We start from the raw sequence: 17281 nt of genomic DNA, 5'->3' as shown, positions 1-17281 counted from the left end.
CTGTCACTTTTAATGATGATAATTTTCTCATTTGATTAACATTATAGTTTGTTTTTGTTGGCACCCACTCTGGTTATTATCTCAAAGCGAGATTGGTTGAAATTCGCACCTTGAAATCCATAATTGGGCTGTTTTTCCCCACAGACAATACAGCGCCGAAGGCAACCCCGTCCTGTACTATAGGGGTAGTCTAAGGCTAGAGTCCGTTAATTTCCTGCACACCAAAGGTATTCAGGACGGTTTCTTTCAATTCAGCTTCCATTGCCATCATATTTGGGTTTTTACGCAGATAATCGAACCACGGCACCCCATGCTCAGGGTTAAGAAACCAGTCATTGAATAGTGACAAAAGTCGTGTCTTTACCGATTGCGCAATGGCCTCAGATTTTGTGGCGTAATCACTGCGCCCGTTACCAAATGTCCAGTCGTGATTATCATCCAGTCGTCGCATTCTCATTGATTAGGCCTCCCGGTATTACCACCGTGTGAATCAGGGTGCGTATGGTTTTCAAGATCTACACCGCCGCCAATCACCTTCGCCGCACGGATAATGCCGTTTGACTCGCTGTTTCCGCTGGTCTGATTCCAGTTTCCGGCCTGTTGATGGTTGCCTATCTGCTTACTGTGTCCGAGGTGCTCGATATCGCCCTGAATGGTGATTTTCCCCTGCACCATCCGAATGAACGTCGAACCATCATCGGTCTGCATGGAGGCACCATCATGAAAGAAAGCCGGGATTTTTTTAGGCTGACTGCAAATACCCGGAACGAAGGACGCATCAGAATAGTCATGAAGCCGGGCATCCAGTGGTACGGATTTATTGCCGGTCGCATACCAACCATCAATGCAGCGCTCAGAAAATATCGCCAGTCCTTCGTCACCGGCTTTCACCGGAACCGTGAAGCAGAATCCGCCCGCACGGGGGAACTGGACAGGGACATCTACCAGTGGTGGTAATTCAATCACTGAACCATTACTCAATAACTGGGTGATCATCAGTTCGACAGTGGCGGTATGACCATTAAAAGAGACAACTCTGGCAGGTAAAGCAGTGTGGATATCAAGGCGTTCGTTTTCGGCTTTTCTGTCCAGCACATCAAGCAGTGTTGGATTTTGCATTTTTCTTCTCCTCTTTTTTCTTCCCTTCTTTTTTCTTGCTGTCCTTCTTCTTCTCTACTTTCTGATACTGACCGCCGATACAGGTGATTTTTGTCGCCCAGTGATCGCCCATTAAGTCTCCGGAGTGCTCAAGCTCCGTGATTTTATAATCGCCGTTATATTCAGGGATTATCGACTGAACCCGAACCAGACCACCAATACGCATCACCGGATTAAGCAAACAATTAACCGATAACCCGTCATCCGTTTTCTCCGGGCTGTCAATCATGCCGGACTCCTGAGAGAGTACAAAACCTTCATTATCAGCCAGTACCTTACCTTTAGGGAGTACGGTCATATTGCCATCCTGCACAGACCAGTCCGCGCCATTGTTACGGGCGACTTTATGCATGATATCGCGGGCATTGCCGGTTAATACTTTGCCTCGCGGGAGCGCCCGGTCTTTAGAGAGATCAATTACACCATTACCCGTACGCATCGCTTTAGTCGCTTCCGCTAAAATACTGCTGTCTGTCGCCCCTGCTGCCAGTGTCTTATTCACCAGTGCCCCGGTGTACGCCTCGTAGCCATCCCCGCACGTTAACTGGATAATAAAATCCAGCCCATCCCGCAGCGTTATAGCCTCAATAATGTCACCCATATAGATCACACGTAACTCCTCGTAACCGACAGCCAGACTGACACGGTTATAGGTTTTACTGGTGATGAGATTGCGGTGTGACGGATTGAGGTTATAAACACGAATAGTGGCAGGATTGGGCTCACTGGTAATGGTTTTGGATATCTCGAACGTGATTCTCAGGTTAGTAATTTCAATGGATTCTTTGGTGTTACCAATAATCAATTTAACTTGTCGTCCGAATTGCCTCATGCCACGTTTCCTTATCGACAAAATAGAGCTTAAGCCGGTTCCCTAACTCCTCACGCTGAACAGAATTAATCCCCAATCCGGTACTATCACTCAGCAAGATAACGAACGGGAGATTTTTAGTCAGCAAGGCCGGGCTGTTGACCGTCAGTCCGTACAGTTGAGCAACGAACTCATCCGTGTTCGTGTCCAGCAAATCGAATTGCCAACCGCTGGAGATGGGATTGAAATATAAAGTGAGCCGCAGATTCATATCGAACAGGGTAAAAGATTGCTCCTGAATCTCTTCGGTTGAAACGGATATGTCGTATATCATTTGCCTACTCCTAATAGATTCTTGATAAATCTCTTCGCCTTCCCGGCAGGATCCCCCAAAAATTCATTACCACCGTATAAAACGGAAGAGTTATCTCCTGATGTTATTGCTTTTTCCGGCTGCGTTTTCCCCATATTCTTCTTTTTCGCCACGGCCTTACCTTTCAGTTTTGGCTGCAATCCTTTTGCCGTCTGCGTCTCCACAATAAAGATTTCACGCAATGTCAGATTAAATTCTGCCGAACCATCATACATCTGGGTAATGCTGATACTGGCAATCATCATATTTTTATACTGTTTCAGGCCGGTCATGACGGTAACTGGCTCGCCTTTCTTCTGGAGGTTAAGCAGGTCATTATAAGCCTTGCCTATCCTGTCCAGTGTCCGCGAGCGGTCATTAGCGCGCCCATGATAATTAGGCAGCCACGGCGCTACGGGACGGTTATAACCGACCTGATCCAGCATGGCTGACCCCATCGACATATACCGGTTCACCATCGCTTCCGTCTGTTTGGTCATAGCCCTGATTTCGACAGGGAGCGGGTATCTGTTCAGTGCAGCGGGAAAATTACCGCCCATTATCGCGTTGAAGTACTGTGGGGGCTGATAACCGACCATAATCCCGGCAACCGTGATTTCTTTGGGTTCCAGAATAATATGGTCAGCAATGGCCGCCCCTGATTCAATCGGGTTCTCCGTAATACGCAGGCTGGAGCGATGATTTTCTATGATCACATTGTCAAAGAGAAATTTACCAATAGAGCGCGTCACCACTGAGGCTGTTGTGGTGTTAAAACCGCTGAGAAAGTCCATATGACCCCCAATAAAAAAGGCCGCCTATGCGACCCGTCTATCATCAGTTAATTCAGAATCTGTCGTAACGTGATATATCCATATATAGCCAAATCAAAATAATTAGACATATCTTACATGCGTCATAAACAATTCATCAATTGAACACCTTTCTCGTCTTCTTACCGCTTTGACTTCAGCCCATTTCGGTTCGATGGGGTTCAAATCCGGACTGTAAGGAGGTAACCATTCCAACAGGCAACCGTGGTCTGCTATCGCTTTTATTGTGTCATGCCGTTTATGGAAGGGGGCATTATCCATCACAATCACGGCTCCGCTTGGGAGCTTAGGCAGCAAATCTTGTGTCATCCAGGCATGAAAGACATCCGCATTAATGTTTCCAGAAAATAAGCTTAAGGTCACGAAGGTCTTTTTGAGGATCGCGCCAATGACATTAATGCGATCTTTGGCCTGCCAATCGTGTGTGCCGAAGCAGCGTAACCCTTTCGCCGAATAACCGTGTGTGCGGGGCATAGACTGCGAAAAACCGCTTTCATCCAGATAAACAATCGGTTTCATCGCCTGTTCGTAGTGGCCGATGCGTTCGACAAACGCTTGACGAGCCTGAGCGTCAGCGTTGGGGTGTCTTAGCGTTTTTTTTGACCGTTATTTTCAGCCGTTTCAAGGCGTAATGGATAGCAGACTGCGCGACACCCAAGCGTTTTGCCCTTTCCCATTGATAGTCATCGGGGTAATTTTTGACATCAGTGAGAAGCGCTTCATCACTGATTTTCGTGGGCGGCTTATTACGTGTCACACAGGGTTCTATTTTGTGACTCCACCGAAATAAGGTCCGCATAGAAATCTCAAAATGGGTACACGTTTGTTCGAAGGTCAACGAATGCTTGTCTTTATATGCCAGTACTCGCTTTCGAAAATCCAGACTATAGCCCATCTCACTTTATCCTTTGTCATATGAATCCAGCTATTATGTCATATTAATATGATTCTGCTATATGTAGCATCTTTCAGGATGTCACGGGCTTCTCGCCAGTCGTCACCGCGAATAACTACCGCTTGCTGACCCTTTTTGGTTTGAAACTTGATATTAATTTCTTCTGCGTATTTATCCGTCGAAATTTCAACCTCACACCCTGCTGTATCACCGCCTCGCGGGGTATCATCAACCACAGTTGCAATAACAAGCTTCATTGTATTACCGTTAACTTCAATATCATTGATGTGCTTTTTAGTGAAATCACCTTCTTCAATATCACCGATTAAAACGTAGGGGCGATCCCGACCTTCAATATCAGTCCAGTGATGACTTTCTAACTGCAATGAATCTTCATACGCTTTAACCAGCTTTTGTGCTATTTTTCTCAGGAAATTATCACGCTTTTGAATTTCGTTCTGAATACTGAGCATCTTCTCGTGCATGTCTTTGTAGGTAACAGTCATAAATTTTCCTTTGTTATTTTTGAAAAAGCTCATTTTATCACCTATTACATTAATTGATTTGACCCGCTCCACGTTCGGGAGGCTGAAATCAGAACCACCCGCATAGCGGGTGGTGAGCTTCATGATAAAAACATCTGGCGCTCAGATGCCCTACGCTTAGTCAGACCACTCATCACCTTACCTGCAGCTTTATTCCATCTCAGGAACTCATCGGCTGCACCTTGGTAGTCGCCGGTATTGAGCTTCTTCAGCAAGGTAGAGCGAGCAAAGTTACCCGCACCGCAATTGAAGATGAACGAGCACAAGGCATCAAACTGTCCCTGAGTCAGTGATACCTTCACGGCGGATTCAAGGGTGATGTAAATAGGCTGAAGGTCATCATGCAGGAATGCTTCGGCCTGCTGTTCGGTGATAACTTGCCCCGGCTTGACATCTTTTGTGTGACCGTAGCCGATTGTCCACGGAATACCGCCTGTTGCGGGGTCAGGGTAGGCTTTTAGTTTCAGGCCTTCATATTGCTTGATGAAGCTCAATCCGTTTTCGCTGATTTTCATCTGTGTACCCCGAACTTGTTTTTGAAGAAAGTAAAGACCGCATCAAGAATGGAGCCAATCTTCTTGGTCCCCAAAAAGCCAATCAGGACACCGAAGAACTGAGCCAGACTCAGTGGGAGTTGTGCATATTCCAGCGCGTTAATAATCCCGACACTGATTGCTGCACAGATAAAGGCTTCGACTAGTGAGGCTTTCCAGCCTGAGCCATCCCTTTTCTCCCGGGCAAAGGCAGTCGATGCCGCCAGAAACATTCCACCCAAAAAAGGAGCATTGATAATTAACCAGTCCCAGACATGCGCCCAGAACTCCGTATCTTTTTCAGTCATACGCATATTTCCACCCCATCAGAACAATGGGCGTCCGTGGGGTGAGTCTATAGGTCGCCCCTGTGAGTTGTAGTGAATAGGTTGCCAGCCGCAATAGGAGATACTGAGGTTATAGGAGTGATTGCGGTGGCAAAAATAGAAAAGGCCAGTTAAGCGACTGGCAGCGCATATCCTTCTTTGCTATCGTTAAATCGCCAAAAATAACTGTACAAATAAGGGATATCTATGAGTAATTATTCCGACCTGTGGAATACTATTAACCGTCGTATCTTTTCTGTTAGAAACATTAAAGTTAATCCACTTATAACGTCATTTAGTCAATCTACCGAACAGTCCAAGGTGTTTTTACGCACCCTTCAAATATTCATTTTGGAAGATATACTTAGGCAACACAGAGAAAAATACGCGACTATTTTTGATCCACTTAATGGTGAAAAAGCGCTGAATCACAAAATTTTTATCAAAACAGGGAATAACATAGGTTTAATTAAATCAATGTCTATTGAGGATAAGATATTGACTTTACAAGACGAAATAAAGATTAAACATCTATCTCCCGAAGCCAAACGCTATACTGAAATACATATGATGCCGGATGTATCTATTACTTTTGATAACTTTCTTCCTGAAGAATGGGAACATGAGGAAAACAAAATTTTTCTTGCTCCACTAGAGGTTGATATTTCTTAATGATTTTTTCAATCTCCCGAAGCCGCGCTAACTCTGCGGCTTTTCGATTTTTAGCATCAATGTACGCTTTTAACATTTCCGCTTGATATCTCAGCCAATAATACAAATCCTCATCACTTAATCCATCCCGGACAATATGGGGTTGGTTGTTTTCCAGCTCTCTTGATCGAACTGAAATCCAATATGGCAATAACTCTTCATTGCCATCAAGTGCTATATCATTTTTTTTGATTATACCGGTCTCTTTCATGTGATTCCTCTAGACGAAAAAAAGGCCGCATTAAGCAGCCTTGAATTCAGTGTGTGGATTTATTTCCCATTGAAGCAGAAAGACAGTGTTTTACCTACGTTTTGTTTCAGTAAGTCACCGAGTTGTTTTGCGCCATCAGAAGCATAGCCGAAATCAACTGTAGAATCGCCAGCGATACCCAGATTATAAGTTGAACCATTCACAGTTACTTCAAGATCTTTACTCAGTAAATCTAACAGGTTTTTGATGACAACTTTCAATTGTATATACTGAAAAGTGCCGATGGGGAATTCCGTCAAATAGAATCCTATGACATTTTCAATATCCATATTACTTTGAAGATTAGTCAGAATACCAAAAGTAGACTCACCCGGCCCCAAATCCCCACCTTTGGTCAAATATCCCCAATCTTGACCCCCGCCCCCATTATATTGGCTAGTACCTACCTTAAGATCAAAAGACAATATAGCACCTTCTGGACACACTGGCTTATTAACGTCAGACATAAACACCTCACTTTATTATTTGTTAAAGGTCATTTAATCCTACTGCTAACTAGCCAGTTAATATTACTGAGGTCAGGTTGTTATCTCAATTGAATAGCCTGTGACAGAATCAATACGCCTTAAAATAGGGTGGCGCATGATAAAGTTTGTCTGTTAGTCGAGTGCGTGATTCAGTGAGGTGTATATTTGAAGTTTGGTGCTGATGCATGCCATCCCAGCCATTATTCAGATAGTAACTATTGTCTGAGAACGGGGAGCATGGACTTTCAACAATACCGTCATCCAGACGGTAGCCTGAGTGGACGCATCTTAAACAGGTCTTCAAGTCCCTAAAAGGGAGAACAAGGATATTCCTCTGAACATTCCGAACGCGCAGGATTTCGAACTACCTGAAAATCCTCGGTAGTTGGGCTGTAACTCAAAATTGACTATTGGTAGATATGAAAAAGCCCCACATGATTAGTGAGGCTTTAGTCTGCTTTCGGTTTTACTGCCCGAGCATAACATGAAATATACACCTAAATTTCTCAAAATCAAGTTATTTTAGAAAATAATTGTATTTAGTGATGCTTATCGCAGTTTTCTTTTCTAATTTCCCTCTTAATTGCATAGTACATTTCCTCTTCCAGTAACTCTTCTGACCACTCAGAGCGCTTTCTAGCCCAATCCACTCTACAACCGGTTAGTCTTGATAATTCACGGGCAATCTTTTGCGGGTATTTTTGTTCACAATATCGCTTAATAGCAATATCCCGGATAGGGTTATCCCGCTTAAATGTCTTATTCAAGACTTGCTCAATGAAAGCAGCATCATCTGATTCTTTGGCGAGAGCGATGATGTCACTTAATGATTGTTTAGGGTTTAATATTTCATGGGCTTTTTGGAATAGCTCTTCACCTTGATAGCCTGACTTGTTCAAGTCTTTTACTACCTTAATTATTCTTTCACCTTCGGTATCACTCCATTCAGTGCGGATCATTAATCTGCCAATGACACTACACGCCCCGCCGTAATATTCATTCCCTCCATATTTTCGCCCCCAAATCATCATTAAATATCTGACCCAAACACGTTGACTTGGAGTGATGGTTTTTCGACCTTTACCCCATACTCTGCGTAGGTCTTTCTTGTTAGCTACATAAGCCAACAATGGGAATGAGTCCTTACCCCTCATCTTACCTCCGGCAATACTGTATGCTCTTTATCGAGACGCGTTGTATACATCAAAATCCCCGCCATTGATTTTCTATGCACCCTAACAACCATCCTCCCGCCCTCCAGTTGGAGAATGCAGCGGTGATGACCCTTTTTTCTTTTCAGATATCTGGCCTCTTCGATTGCAGGCTCTAGTTCGGTAAACACTATGCTGCCTCCATTTGTTTCTGTTTCTGCCGCTTTTCGTAATACCGGGCACGACGGACGAAGAGCTTTTTCACCCGTTTCAGGTACTCGATATTGAATTTGCGTGGTTGGTTGTCGTGCTCCAATTGAGTGACTCGTTCTTCACCAATTTTCTCAATCAGATTTATGCGGTACGGGATTAAATTCCCTGATAGATCGCGGTTGCATTGGACACAACCAGCATGAATATTGAATAGATTAAACCTTAGATGTGAGGCCGATCCTCTTGACCTGTAATGGCTTGCATCAACTGCCCCTCCTCTCACGCCGTAATTCAGTGCCCTGCCACAGGCAATACATGGCTGACCATAATCACGCCAAAATATGTATTTATTAACTGCGGCTTGCGCTTCCTTAGTCCAGTCAGATTTAGACTTTAGCTTTTCCCGTCTGACTTTCAGTTCCTGACGCTCAATAGAACGCTGACGCCGGAGTGCTCTGTCCTCCTTGCGTTGGATGTTTCTATTTGATAATTCGATGGTGCATTCGAGAGAACAGACGGTGTGAGTGGTACTTCTAGGTGTGAATTCTGATTGGCAAATCTTACAAGTCTTGGGCTTCGGCGTTTTCGCCTTTACCACCTTATCCCCCTAAAGCCAGTCCCATAATCAGTGTGACTGTTATCCAAAAGAGTGTGAATGGGAGGTATTTCATTTGATTTAATCCTCATCGCATATGCACCTGCACCCCTCCAAATGGTATGGAAATGCACTATCTAAATCAGAAAACCAATTCCGGCAGATTTGGCAATACAATGTTTCCCACGGCACGCCATATTTATCCATCCATTCTCTAATCTGTGGTGATATAGGAAACCGCATGGAAGCAAGGGTGACAGCACCCAGAACGACCGAGGAAATTTTGGATTCAATCATTAAGCCAGTAGATGAAATTGATGTACTGGCACAATTGATGATTGAGTTGAAGGAAGAGATTAAGAACGACAACAGCAACGGATCTTGCTGCATGAGTGAAGTAGCACTTTATTCAACCAAAACCAAATCCCGCCGTCGATTGGAGTCGGGGAATGTTACAGCTAGATGTTAAACAATAAACAAAGGTGATTATGACTATGGTTAATATGGAAGAATTAGAAGTTGAAGTAGCAAAAGTGATGCAAAATCTGATTGATGCCTTAAATAAAAAAGTGCAGGAAGTAGAATTTCTCAAACCAGAAAGTTTGCTACTTGGGAAAATTGAGCGCCAGCAAATGCCAGAAAGAAAATACATCGTCTTTGGCAAAGAAGTAGATCAAGATGCGATGGATGTACTACATGATTTAATTAAACAGCCCTTGCAAAATGTTGCAGAATACTGCGCAAAAGAAGGGATGAATGAAGAATCTATAAAAGCGGCGACAACCGCCGCTGTTAAAGGGATTATTGCAGGATTCAAATCTGTCGTTGATATTACATCACATCAAAAACAGATTTAAGTTTAGGCCTTCTTTCTCGTAAACTTTTTTTGAAAAATGCCCTTAACTCAATATACCGATCTAAAAATTCACTTTCGTTCATTTGAGTTTTTTCTCTTCTTAAAAACTCAATAGCAAGTTTTGAAGCTAATTCATCAGAATCCATAATTCAAACCTTCTTAACGTTGTGGAGGTTGAATTATAACCACTTTCTTTGCGTTGTGGAATGCGAGGAACCACTGCCGCCTGAGGTGGTTAAATATGCAGGTGCAATAATAACTAATAGTGAGGGTTTTATATGACTAAATCTCAAATTGAATTTTCGATGTTATGCGCGAAAGATGATAAAGAAAAATACGATTATTATCGTAGTGAGTTAAATGATTGTCGAAATAACTCTGTTTTACGTAGACGTACTATTGAAATTTGCTTGATGTATCGCAGGCATTATCGTTCATGGCTTAATGATATACCTTTATATATACGTAACAGCTATGATTGCATTTAACTAACTCCAGCTCATTTCCGAGTGGGCTGTGGTGAGTGACTCTGATATATTCATGGATTCGACAATGGATTCATGAGGGAGTATGTGTGTTAGTAAAAGAAATGTATAGCTTTGAATGGTTCATGATTATGTTTTTTATATTTTGGTGGATAAATGCCCCTATCGGAGCGATATCTATATATATAGCATGCACATCCAAGAAACTAATAATTAAAATTATATGTACGCTAATGGCGTTAGTATTTCTGACCCCTACGGCAGCATTAATATTCCCTTCAATATATAGAGTATTTGATGTTTAAGTAATAGTCTTATCTAATGCCAGCCTCGCAAATGCGGGGATTTTTATTACCTGAATATAGGAAGATGTAATGAGCAGAATTACGCTAACAATTAAACAAATACAATATATCTGTGATATGGCAGGTATTTCTTATGAGAAAGTTGAAGAAAATAGATTGAATGAAGAATATACCATATGTAGTAATTTACAAATTGAAGATGAAGACGGTTACAAATACACAGGGAAAGCTGTTTATTGCACTGATTACTCAGATGAAGGTGCTATGTCTTTGGAGGATAGATAATGCCTAAACACATTCACGCTGATTTAATATCTGAGTACGCAAGGTTGTCTCATCTTACCGATAGGCCGTGGGAGTATTTTGAGGTTAAGTATGAAGTTAATGGCGAATGGGAGCCTTGTACAATCGTACTCTCATTTAGTCACTTATTTGAGTATCGTTTAAAACCCCGCACTATCAAAATCGGGGAATATGAAGTTTCTGAGCCTTTAAGATGCGAGCCTGAAATTGGTCAACCATATTTCTTGGTTAGAATAGATTTGATTCAAGGGGCTAGGGAATATAGATGGGATGGAGATGATCGGGACATGATGGTATTAAAATCAGGCTTAATACACCTCGACCGCGAATCCGCCGAACTTCACGCAAAAGCGATTATTTCCCTAACCTCTAAATAATCCACCCCAAAAATAACGTATCGTTTTCACTAACGAGGGCTTTTTATATGCGTAATCCCCTGTTTGATGGGTGTGCGGTCATACCCAAAAAACCACAAGCAGTCAGAAATCGGCGCGCATGGAAGCGCCATCTCGCCTTATTTCTTATTTCAATTGTTGTGCTTATTCCAGCTTAACGGAGGTCAATATGTTGCCGTCAATAAATTTTCAATATGTACTGAAAGATGAGCGGGTATACCACCAGAAAAATCAATTTCGTTCCATTCAGCTCTACTAATTAACTCACTTTTCCTGACTAAAGTTAGAAAGACCAAACACAAAGCTGCTTTTACAGTTGGTATTGCTCCTATTTCATCCAGCGCATTCAAGAAAATCCCAGTCTCTTTCTGGGATAATGTTCTAGTCCGTTCCTCAAAAATCGCAATAGATGAGGCTCGAATATTTGCAGCGGGGTTTTGAAATGTTTCTCCACGAGAGATAGCAAAATTATAAACCGACTGTATTATTTCCCTTGCTTGCAGTGCGGTTGCTCTGGCTCCTCTAGATTTAATCTTCTCACATAAGTCCCTGACCATGAAGGTATTTATTTCTGTCATCAAATACCGTCCCAATACCGTTATTATTTCTCTTTCTAATACCGATACTTTCATCTTTCTAGTGCTATCAGCAAGCTTAATATTCTTAAAATAGAGTTCAGCATACGCAGAAAATGTGTTTGATTTATTGGATAATTTTTTTTCGTTTTTCTTTATTGTGGATGGAGATAAGCCATCGGAAATCATTTTTTTGGCTTCAACTAACCTTTTCCGAGCTTCTGCTAACGTAATACCGTCAGCGCCATATCTTCCAAGCGTAACCGTTTCACGTCGTCTGTTAATTCGGTAATCGTAACGAAACGAGACTGCACCTGCTTTTGTAACGGCCACATAGAGTCCGTCACGGTCAGAAATTTTGTATAATTTATCGGTAGGTTTGAGGTTTTTTAACTTGGTGTCTGTCAACATAGCGGCATCCTTTTTATCGTTCTGATACCGTCAATTTCACAAAAAAACCTGACGGTATTTTGATTCATCAGAGATAAAGTATATTACGATACCGTCAAAAATACCGTCAATAATCGCATGCTGATACGGTGAGGCTTGGTGAGGTTTGGAGATGAAAAGACCCTGAAATAAGGGTCTTAATTCAAAAATCATGATGATTTGGTGAGGCTTGGGAAGGCTTTATATTACTCCCACTCAATTGTTGCTGGTGGTTTACCGCTGATGTCATAAACGACGCGCGATATCCCGCTGACTTCATTGATGATACGGTTTGATACACGGCCAAGGAAATCATATGGCAGGTGTGCCCAGTGCGCAGTCATAAAATCGATGGTTTCTACTGCACGCAGGGAGACAACCCAGTCATATTTACGTCCATCACCCATTACGCCAACAGAACGAACTGGCAGGAATACGGTAAATGCCTGACTAACTTTGTTATACAGATCAGCTTTATGCAGTTCTTCAATGAAGATGGCATCAGCACGACGCAGCAAGTCACAGTACTCTTTCTTCACTTCACCCAGTACACGTACACCAAGACCCGGGCCCGGGAATGGGTGGCGGTACAGCATGTCATATGGCAGACCCAGTTCCAGACCTATGCGGCGAACTTCGTCTTTGAACAGCTCTTTCAGAGGCTCAACTAGACCCAGAGCCATATCTTCAGGCAAACCACCCACGTTGTGGTGAGATTTGATTACATGCGCGTTACCTGTTGCTGATGCTGCTGATTCGATAACATCCGGGTAAATCGTGCCCTGTGCCAGCCATTTAACCTGAGTTTGTTTTGAAGCTTCTTCGTCAAACACATCAATAAATACGTGACCGATGGTTTTACGTTTAGCCTCAGGATCATTAATTCCCGCCAATGCGGAAAGGAAGCGATCTTCAGCTTTAACATGGATGATGTTCAGGTCGAATTTACCCTCGAACATCTCCATCACTTGATCCGCTTCATTCAGACGAAGCAGGCCGTTGTCTACAAATACGCAGGTCAGACGTTTGCCAATTGCGCGGTTCAGTAGCAGTGCTGTTACTGAGGAATCGACACCACCAGACAGAGCAAGGATAACTTTATCATCACCGATCTGCGCACGCAGACGCTCTACGATATCATCAATGATAGATGCAGGTGTCCACAGGGCTTCACACTGACAAATATCCAGCACAAAGCGTTTCAGGATGTTCAGACCCTGATGAGTGTGAGTCACTTCCGGGTGGAACTGTACACCATAAAAACGTTTTTCTTCATTCGCCATAATGGCAAATGGGCAACTGTCAGTGCTGGCTACGGTAGTGAAGCCTTCCGGAATGGCAGTAACTTTATCGCCATGACTCATCCACACATCCAGTACCGGTGTACCTGATTCATTCAGTGCATCCTGAATACCGCGGAACAGTTCGCTATCACTTTTCAGCTCAACCTGAGCATAGCCAAACTCACGCTCATTAGAAGTAGAAACTTCTCCACCCAATTGCATAGACATGGTTTGCATGCCATAGCAGACACCCAATACCGGCACACCCGCGTTGAACACATATTCTGGCGCACGTGGACTGTTGTTCTCAGTTGTGCTTTCCGGGCCACCAGAAAGAATGATACCGCTAGGGTTAAATGTGCGGATTTGTTCTTCAGTGACATTCCATGTCCAAAGTTCACAATAAACACCGATTTCTCGGATACGGCGGGCAATAAGTTGTGTATATTGCGAGCCAAAATCAAGGATCAGAATGCGATGCTGATGGATATTAGTTGTCATTAGAGGTGAATTCCCAAAACAAGTGGCAATTAAAAAGTAAAAAAATCAGTGACCCGCTATTGCGAGCCACTGTGTAAGTAAATTACAGACCTAAACGGTAATTTGGTGATTCTTTCGTGATAGTCACGTCATGAACGTGGCTTTCCTGAATACCAGCGCCACTGATGCGAACGAATTCTGCTTTAGTTCTCAGTTCATCAATCGTAGCGCAGCCTGTCAGCCCCATACAGGAGCGTAGCCCACCCATTTGTTGGTGAACGATATTTTTCAGCAATCCTTTATAAGCAACACGGCCTTCGATGCCTTCTGGTACTAATTTATCTGCCGCATTATCAGTCTGGAAGTAGCGGTCAGAAGAACCTTTGGACATTGCGCCCAGAGAACCCATTCCACGATAGGATTTGAATGAGCGGCCCTGATAGAGTTCGATTTCACCCGGAGATTCTTCTGTACCTGCCAGCATTGAACCCACCATCACACATGCAGCACCTGCGGCAATCGCTTTAGCGATGTCACCGGAGAAGCGGATACCACCGTCAGCAATAACCGGTATCCCTGTTCCTTCCAGTGCTTCTACTGCGTCAGCAATCGCGGTAATTTGTGGTACACCAACACCGGTCACGATACGGGTAGTACAGATAGAACCAGGGCCGATACCGACTTTAACAGCATTCACACCTGCTTCTACCAGCGCTTTAGCGCCTTCACCGGTTGCTACGTTACCACCAATGATTTGCAGATCGGAGTATTTAGCGCGGGTTTCGCGGATACGCTGCAAAACACCTTCAGAATGACCGTGGGATGAGTCAATCAGCAACACGTCCACACCAGCCGCTACCAGCGCATCAACACGCTCTTCATTACCAGCACCGGCACCAACAGCAGCACCTACACGCAGACGACCCTGCTCATCTTTACAAGCGTTTGGTTTACGTTCTGCTTTCTGAAAATCTTTCACGGTGATCATGCCAAGCAAATGGAAGTTATCATCTACAACCAGTGCTTTCTCAACGCGTTTTTCGTGCATTTTCTGCAATACGACATCGCGGGCTTCGCCTTCTTTTACCGTCACCAGACGCTCTTTTGGCGTCATGACTGCGGTAACTGGCAATTCCAAATCTGTAACAAAACGCACATCACGGCCAGTGATGATACCAACCAGCTCGTTAGATTCTGTTACGACAGGATAACCAGCGAAGCCATTACGCGCAGCTAATTCATTGACTTCACGCAGTGTCGTTTGTGGCGTTACAGTGACGGGATCGGTGACAACACCACTTTCATGTTTTTTCACGCGGCTGACTTCTTCAGCCTGACGTTCAATAGGCATGTTTTTGTGAATAAAACCAATTCCCCCTTCCTGTGCCAGCGCGATAGCCAGAGAAGATTCCGTCACGGTATCCATTGCTGCTGAGAGCATAGGCACGTTCAGGCGAATAGTAGATGTTAATTGTGTGGACAAATCTGCCGTGTTAGGCAGAACTGTAGAATGGGCAGGAACCAACAAAACGTCGTCAAAAGTTAATGCTTCTTTTTTAATTCGTAACATGAGCAATATCTCACCAAGCTATGGGGCATCAATAAGGGATAAAATATTGCCGCGGCATTATACAGGCCGTAATCGGTTGCCTCCAGCATTTTCTGAAAAAATTTCTTGATTAGTGGTGGCGAGCAGTTATTATCAGTCAATTAAGTCCTTGTTTTAAAATTTGATCTAGCTCACATGTCACTGCCAACCAACACTGGAATTTTTTCTGTTAGTCGTCTGAATCAGACGGTTCGTCAGCTATTAGAACTGGAAATGGGTAAAATTTGGCTCAGTGCTGAAATTTCTAACTTTTCCCAGCCTTCGTCCGGCCATTGGTATTTCACGCTGAAAGATGAGCGGGCACAAATCCGGGCTGCAATGTTTCGTAGTTACAATTTGCGGGCGACCTTCCGGCCACAAAACGGTCAGCAGGTGTTAGTAAGAGCACAGATCACTCTGTATGAGCCACGGGGTGATTATCAGTTGATTGTGGAAAGTATCCAGCCTGCCGGTGATGGGCAGCTGCAACAACAATTTGAAGTTTTAAAACAAAAACTCACCGCTGAAGGGTTATTTGAGCAGATTTATAAAAAATCGCTTCCCTCGCCTGCAAAACGGCTTGGTGTGATTACTTCAGCCAGTGGTGCTGCGTTACACGATATTCTGAATATTCTGAAACGTCGTGACCCTTCTCTACCCGTAATTGTTTACCCTACCGCGGTTCAGGGAACAGAAGCACCGCTACAAATTATTCGGGCGATTGAATTAGCTAATATCCGGCAGGAATGTGATGTTCTCATTCTCGGGCGCGGTGGTGGCTCACTGGAAGATTTATGGTGTTTTAATGATGAACAGGTAGCACGGGCAATATTCCACAGCCAAATTCCTGTCGTCAGTGCCGTTGGGCATGAAACTGATGTCACCATTGCAGATTTCGTCGCTGATTTACGTGCACCCACGCCTTCCGCTGCGGCTGAGTTGGTGAGTCGCAATCAACTTGAGCTGCTGAGACAAGTTCAATCCCTGCAACAGCGCCTCGAAATGGCAATGGATTACTTCTTTGCCCAGAAGCAACGTGTTTTTAATGGATTACACCACCGCCTCCAGCAACAAAGCCCTGATTTGCGGCTGGCCCGTCAACACAATCGTTTATCTGAATTACGTCAGAAATTAATTGACGCTTTACTACGTCATTTAAAACAGAATTCTGCTACCAGTGAAAAATTAATTCAGCGCCTGTTACAGCATACTCCTGAGCGGGAGATAAGACATTATAGCCAGCATATTCAACAAATTGATTTTCGTTTAAAACAGGCAATTGAGCGGCAATTATCCCGCTATAAAGAGAAATTCGCTGTTTCCTGTTCGCGTATGGAAGCTGTCAGCCCGCTGGCAACCTTGAGTCGCGGTTATAGCATCAGCGAAACGTCGGATGGAAAGTTGCTAAAGCAGGTTAGACAGGTAAAAGTGGGTCATCCACTGAAAACACGAGTACAGGATGGCTGGGTTGAGAGCCAGGTGACTCAAGTACAGAAAGTTAGTACGAGAAAAAAATAAATTCACATTATAAATTTTAAATTAATAAGGGGGTTATATTAAAAGTAATCCTCTTATTGTGTTTTTCCTAATTTTATTACTTGATGAATAGCATATATACCCTACAATTAATTACAGAATAAGATTATTTATATTATTACTATAAATTATAGTGATAATTATTTTATTTTTAAATACTTTATTATGTGTGCAAAGTTATATAA

At 43.4% G+C, this 17281-nt stretch carries 23 protein-coding genes and 1 pseudogene; 6 read left to right on the top strand and 18 right to left on the bottom strand.

Annotation, left to right across the window (positions count from 1 at the left end; all coding sequences use genetic code 11):
* Positions 1-196 precede the first annotated feature (196 nt).
* The 10 genes from AACX38_RS08460 to AACX38_RS08415 form a co-directional block, all read right to left on the bottom strand.
* Positions 197-457 carry a hypothetical protein gene (locus tag AACX38_RS08460; RefSeq protein ID WP_228863994.1) on the bottom strand — a complete coding sequence of 87 codons (261 nt, stop codon included), beginning with the start codon at positions 455-457 and terminating at the stop codon, positions 197-199.
* A complete protein-coding gene (locus AACX38_RS08455; RefSeq protein ID WP_228863993.1) occupies positions 454-1119 on the bottom strand; it encodes a Gp138 family membrane-puncturing spike protein in 666 nt (221 codons plus the stop codon). Before AACX38_RS08455 ends, AACX38_RS08460 begins: the two co-directional genes overlap by 4 nt.
* A complete protein-coding gene (locus AACX38_RS08450; protein WP_228863992.1) occupies positions 1097-1990 on the bottom strand; it encodes a phage protein in 894 nt (297 codons plus the stop codon). Before AACX38_RS08450 ends, AACX38_RS08455 begins: the two co-directional genes overlap by 23 nt.
* Positions 1965-2303 carry a phage baseplate plug family protein gene (locus AACX38_RS08445; protein WP_228863991.1) on the bottom strand — a complete coding sequence of 113 codons (339 nt, stop codon included), beginning with the start codon at positions 2301-2303 and terminating at the stop codon, positions 1965-1967. The genes AACX38_RS08450 and AACX38_RS08445 overlap by 26 nt, the downstream gene beginning before the upstream one ends.
* Positions 2300-3115 carry a phage baseplate protein gene (locus tag AACX38_RS08440; protein WP_228863990.1) on the bottom strand — a complete coding sequence of 272 codons (816 nt, stop codon included), beginning with the start codon at positions 3113-3115 and terminating at the stop codon, positions 2300-2302. The genes AACX38_RS08445 and AACX38_RS08440 overlap by 4 nt, the downstream gene beginning before the upstream one ends.
* A gap of 102 nt (positions 3116-3217) precedes the next feature.
* Positions 3218-3694, bottom strand: a complete 477-nt coding sequence (locus tag AACX38_RS08435; protein WP_228864020.1) for an IS630 family transposase — start codon at positions 3692-3694, stop codon at positions 3218-3220.
* A 31-nt stretch (positions 3695-3725) separates the two neighbouring features.
* Positions 3726-4049, bottom strand: coding sequence for an IS630 transposase-related protein (locus tag AACX38_RS08430; protein ID WP_228860387.1), 324 nt, complete (start codon positions 4047-4049; stop codon positions 3726-3728).
* Positions 4050-4087: 38 nt separating this feature from the next.
* The gene (locus AACX38_RS08425; protein WP_228863989.1) at positions 4088-4678 is read right to left on the bottom strand and encodes a hypothetical protein; all 591 of its coding nucleotides are present in this window, start codon (positions 4676-4678) and stop codon (positions 4088-4090) included.
* Positions 4675-5109, bottom strand: coding sequence for a lysozyme (locus AACX38_RS08420; RefSeq protein WP_228863988.1), 435 nt, complete (start codon positions 5107-5109; stop codon positions 4675-4677). Before AACX38_RS08420 ends, AACX38_RS08425 begins: the two co-directional genes overlap by 4 nt.
* On the bottom strand, positions 5106-5435 hold the full coding sequence (locus AACX38_RS08415; protein WP_169926698.1) for a phage holin, lambda family: 330 nt from the start codon (positions 5433-5435) through the stop codon (positions 5106-5108). The genes AACX38_RS08420 and AACX38_RS08415 overlap by 4 nt, the downstream gene beginning before the upstream one ends.
* A gap of 225 nt (positions 5436-5660) precedes the next feature.
* Here AACX38_RS08415 and AACX38_RS20750 point away from each other — a divergent pair, with 225 nt between their 5' ends.
* A complete protein-coding gene (locus AACX38_RS20750) occupies positions 5661-6125 on the top strand; it encodes an ECs1072 family phage-associated protein (protein ID WP_370630626.1) in 465 nt (154 codons plus the stop codon).
* On the opposite strand, the gene AACX38_RS08410 is transcribed toward AACX38_RS20750, so the two are convergent.
* The 4 genes and pseudogenes from AACX38_RS08410 to AACX38_RS08395 form a co-directional block, all read right to left on the bottom strand.
* Positions 6040-6375: a hypothetical protein gene (locus tag AACX38_RS08410; protein ID WP_228863987.1), complete on the bottom strand. Its 336-nt coding sequence runs from the start codon at positions 6373-6375 to the stop codon at positions 6040-6042. The two genes, AACX38_RS20750 and AACX38_RS08410, sit on opposite strands and share 86 nt — an antisense overlap.
* 59 nt (positions 6376-6434) lie before the next feature.
* Positions 6435-6860 (bottom strand): annotated as a pseudogene (locus tag AACX38_RS08405) (DUF7823 domain-containing protein); the annotation flags it as partial.
* A 581-nt stretch (positions 6861-7441) separates the two neighbouring features.
* Positions 7442-8056 carry a hypothetical protein gene (locus AACX38_RS08400; RefSeq protein ID WP_228863985.1) on the bottom strand — a complete coding sequence of 205 codons (615 nt, stop codon included), beginning with the start codon at positions 8054-8056 and terminating at the stop codon, positions 7442-7444.
* A gap of 187 nt (positions 8057-8243) precedes the next feature.
* The gene (locus AACX38_RS08395) at positions 8244-8864 is read right to left on the bottom strand and encodes a recombination protein NinG (RefSeq protein ID WP_228863984.1); all 621 of its coding nucleotides are present in this window, start codon (positions 8862-8864) and stop codon (positions 8244-8246) included.
* A 238-nt stretch (positions 8865-9102) separates the two neighbouring features.
* On the opposite strand from AACX38_RS08395, the gene AACX38_RS08390 reads away from it, so the two are divergent.
* Both AACX38_RS08390 and AACX38_RS08385 read left to right on the top strand, forming a co-directional pair.
* Entirely contained in the window at positions 9103-9330 is a 228-nt protein-coding gene (locus tag AACX38_RS08390) for a hypothetical protein (RefSeq protein WP_228863983.1), read from the top strand.
* A gap of 25 nt (positions 9331-9355) precedes the next feature.
* The gene (locus AACX38_RS08385; protein WP_228863982.1) at positions 9356-9718 is read left to right on the top strand and encodes a hypothetical protein; all 363 of its coding nucleotides are present in this window, start codon (positions 9356-9358) and stop codon (positions 9716-9718) included.
* On the opposite strand, the gene AACX38_RS08380 is transcribed toward AACX38_RS08385, so the two are convergent.
* Complete coding sequence (locus AACX38_RS08380; RefSeq protein WP_228863981.1) at positions 9693-9863, bottom strand: YdiH family protein; 171 nt, start codon at positions 9861-9863, stop codon at positions 9693-9695. The two genes, AACX38_RS08385 and AACX38_RS08380, sit on opposite strands and share 26 nt — an antisense overlap.
* Positions 9864-10576: 713 nt before the next feature.
* On the opposite strand from AACX38_RS08380, the gene AACX38_RS08375 reads away from it, so the two are divergent.
* Positions 10577-10792 (top strand): hypothetical protein, encoded by a 216-nt coding sequence (locus AACX38_RS08375; protein WP_228863980.1) that lies wholly within the window; start codon positions 10577-10579, stop codon positions 10790-10792.
* Positions 10792-11187, top strand: a complete 396-nt coding sequence (locus AACX38_RS08370; RefSeq protein WP_228863979.1) for a hypothetical protein — start codon at positions 10792-10794, stop codon at positions 11185-11187. The genes AACX38_RS08375 and AACX38_RS08370 overlap by 1 nt, the downstream gene beginning before the upstream one ends.
* 182 nt (positions 11188-11369) lie before the next feature.
* On the opposite strand, the gene AACX38_RS08365 is transcribed toward AACX38_RS08370, so the two are convergent.
* The 3 genes from AACX38_RS08365 to guaB all read right to left on the bottom strand — a co-directional run bounded on the left by AACX38_RS08365 (position 11370) and on the right by guaB (position 15542).
* Positions 11370-12191 carry a tyrosine-type recombinase/integrase gene (locus AACX38_RS08365; RefSeq protein ID WP_228863978.1) on the bottom strand — a complete coding sequence of 274 codons (822 nt, stop codon included), beginning with the start codon at positions 12189-12191 and terminating at the stop codon, positions 11370-11372.
* 224 nt (positions 12192-12415) lie between these two features.
* Complete coding sequence (gene guaA, locus AACX38_RS08360) at positions 12416-13993, bottom strand: glutamine-hydrolyzing GMP synthase (protein ID WP_228863977.1); 1578 nt, start codon at positions 13991-13993, stop codon at positions 12416-12418.
* An 82-nt stretch (positions 13994-14075) separates the two neighbouring features.
* Positions 14076-15542 (bottom strand): IMP dehydrogenase, encoded by a 1467-nt coding sequence (guaB, locus tag AACX38_RS08355; protein ID WP_228863976.1) that lies wholly within the window; start codon positions 15540-15542, stop codon positions 14076-14078.
* A 174-nt stretch (positions 15543-15716) separates the two neighbouring features.
* Between guaB and xseA the strand changes: the two genes are divergently transcribed.
* Positions 15717-17078 carry an exodeoxyribonuclease VII large subunit gene (xseA, locus tag AACX38_RS08350; RefSeq protein WP_228863975.1) on the top strand — a complete coding sequence of 454 codons (1362 nt, stop codon included), beginning with the start codon at positions 15717-15719 and terminating at the stop codon, positions 17076-17078.
* Positions 17079-17281: the final 203 nt, after the last annotated feature.

It is taken from the genome of Xenorhabdus sp. PB30.3 (assembly GCF_963895965.1).
Classification (GTDB): domain Bacteria; phylum Pseudomonadota; class Gammaproteobacteria; order Enterobacterales; family Enterobacteriaceae; genus Xenorhabdus; species Xenorhabdus stockiae.
Note: the sequence above shows the minus strand (reverse complement) of the source record. Positions and strands in the feature narration are given on the sequence as shown.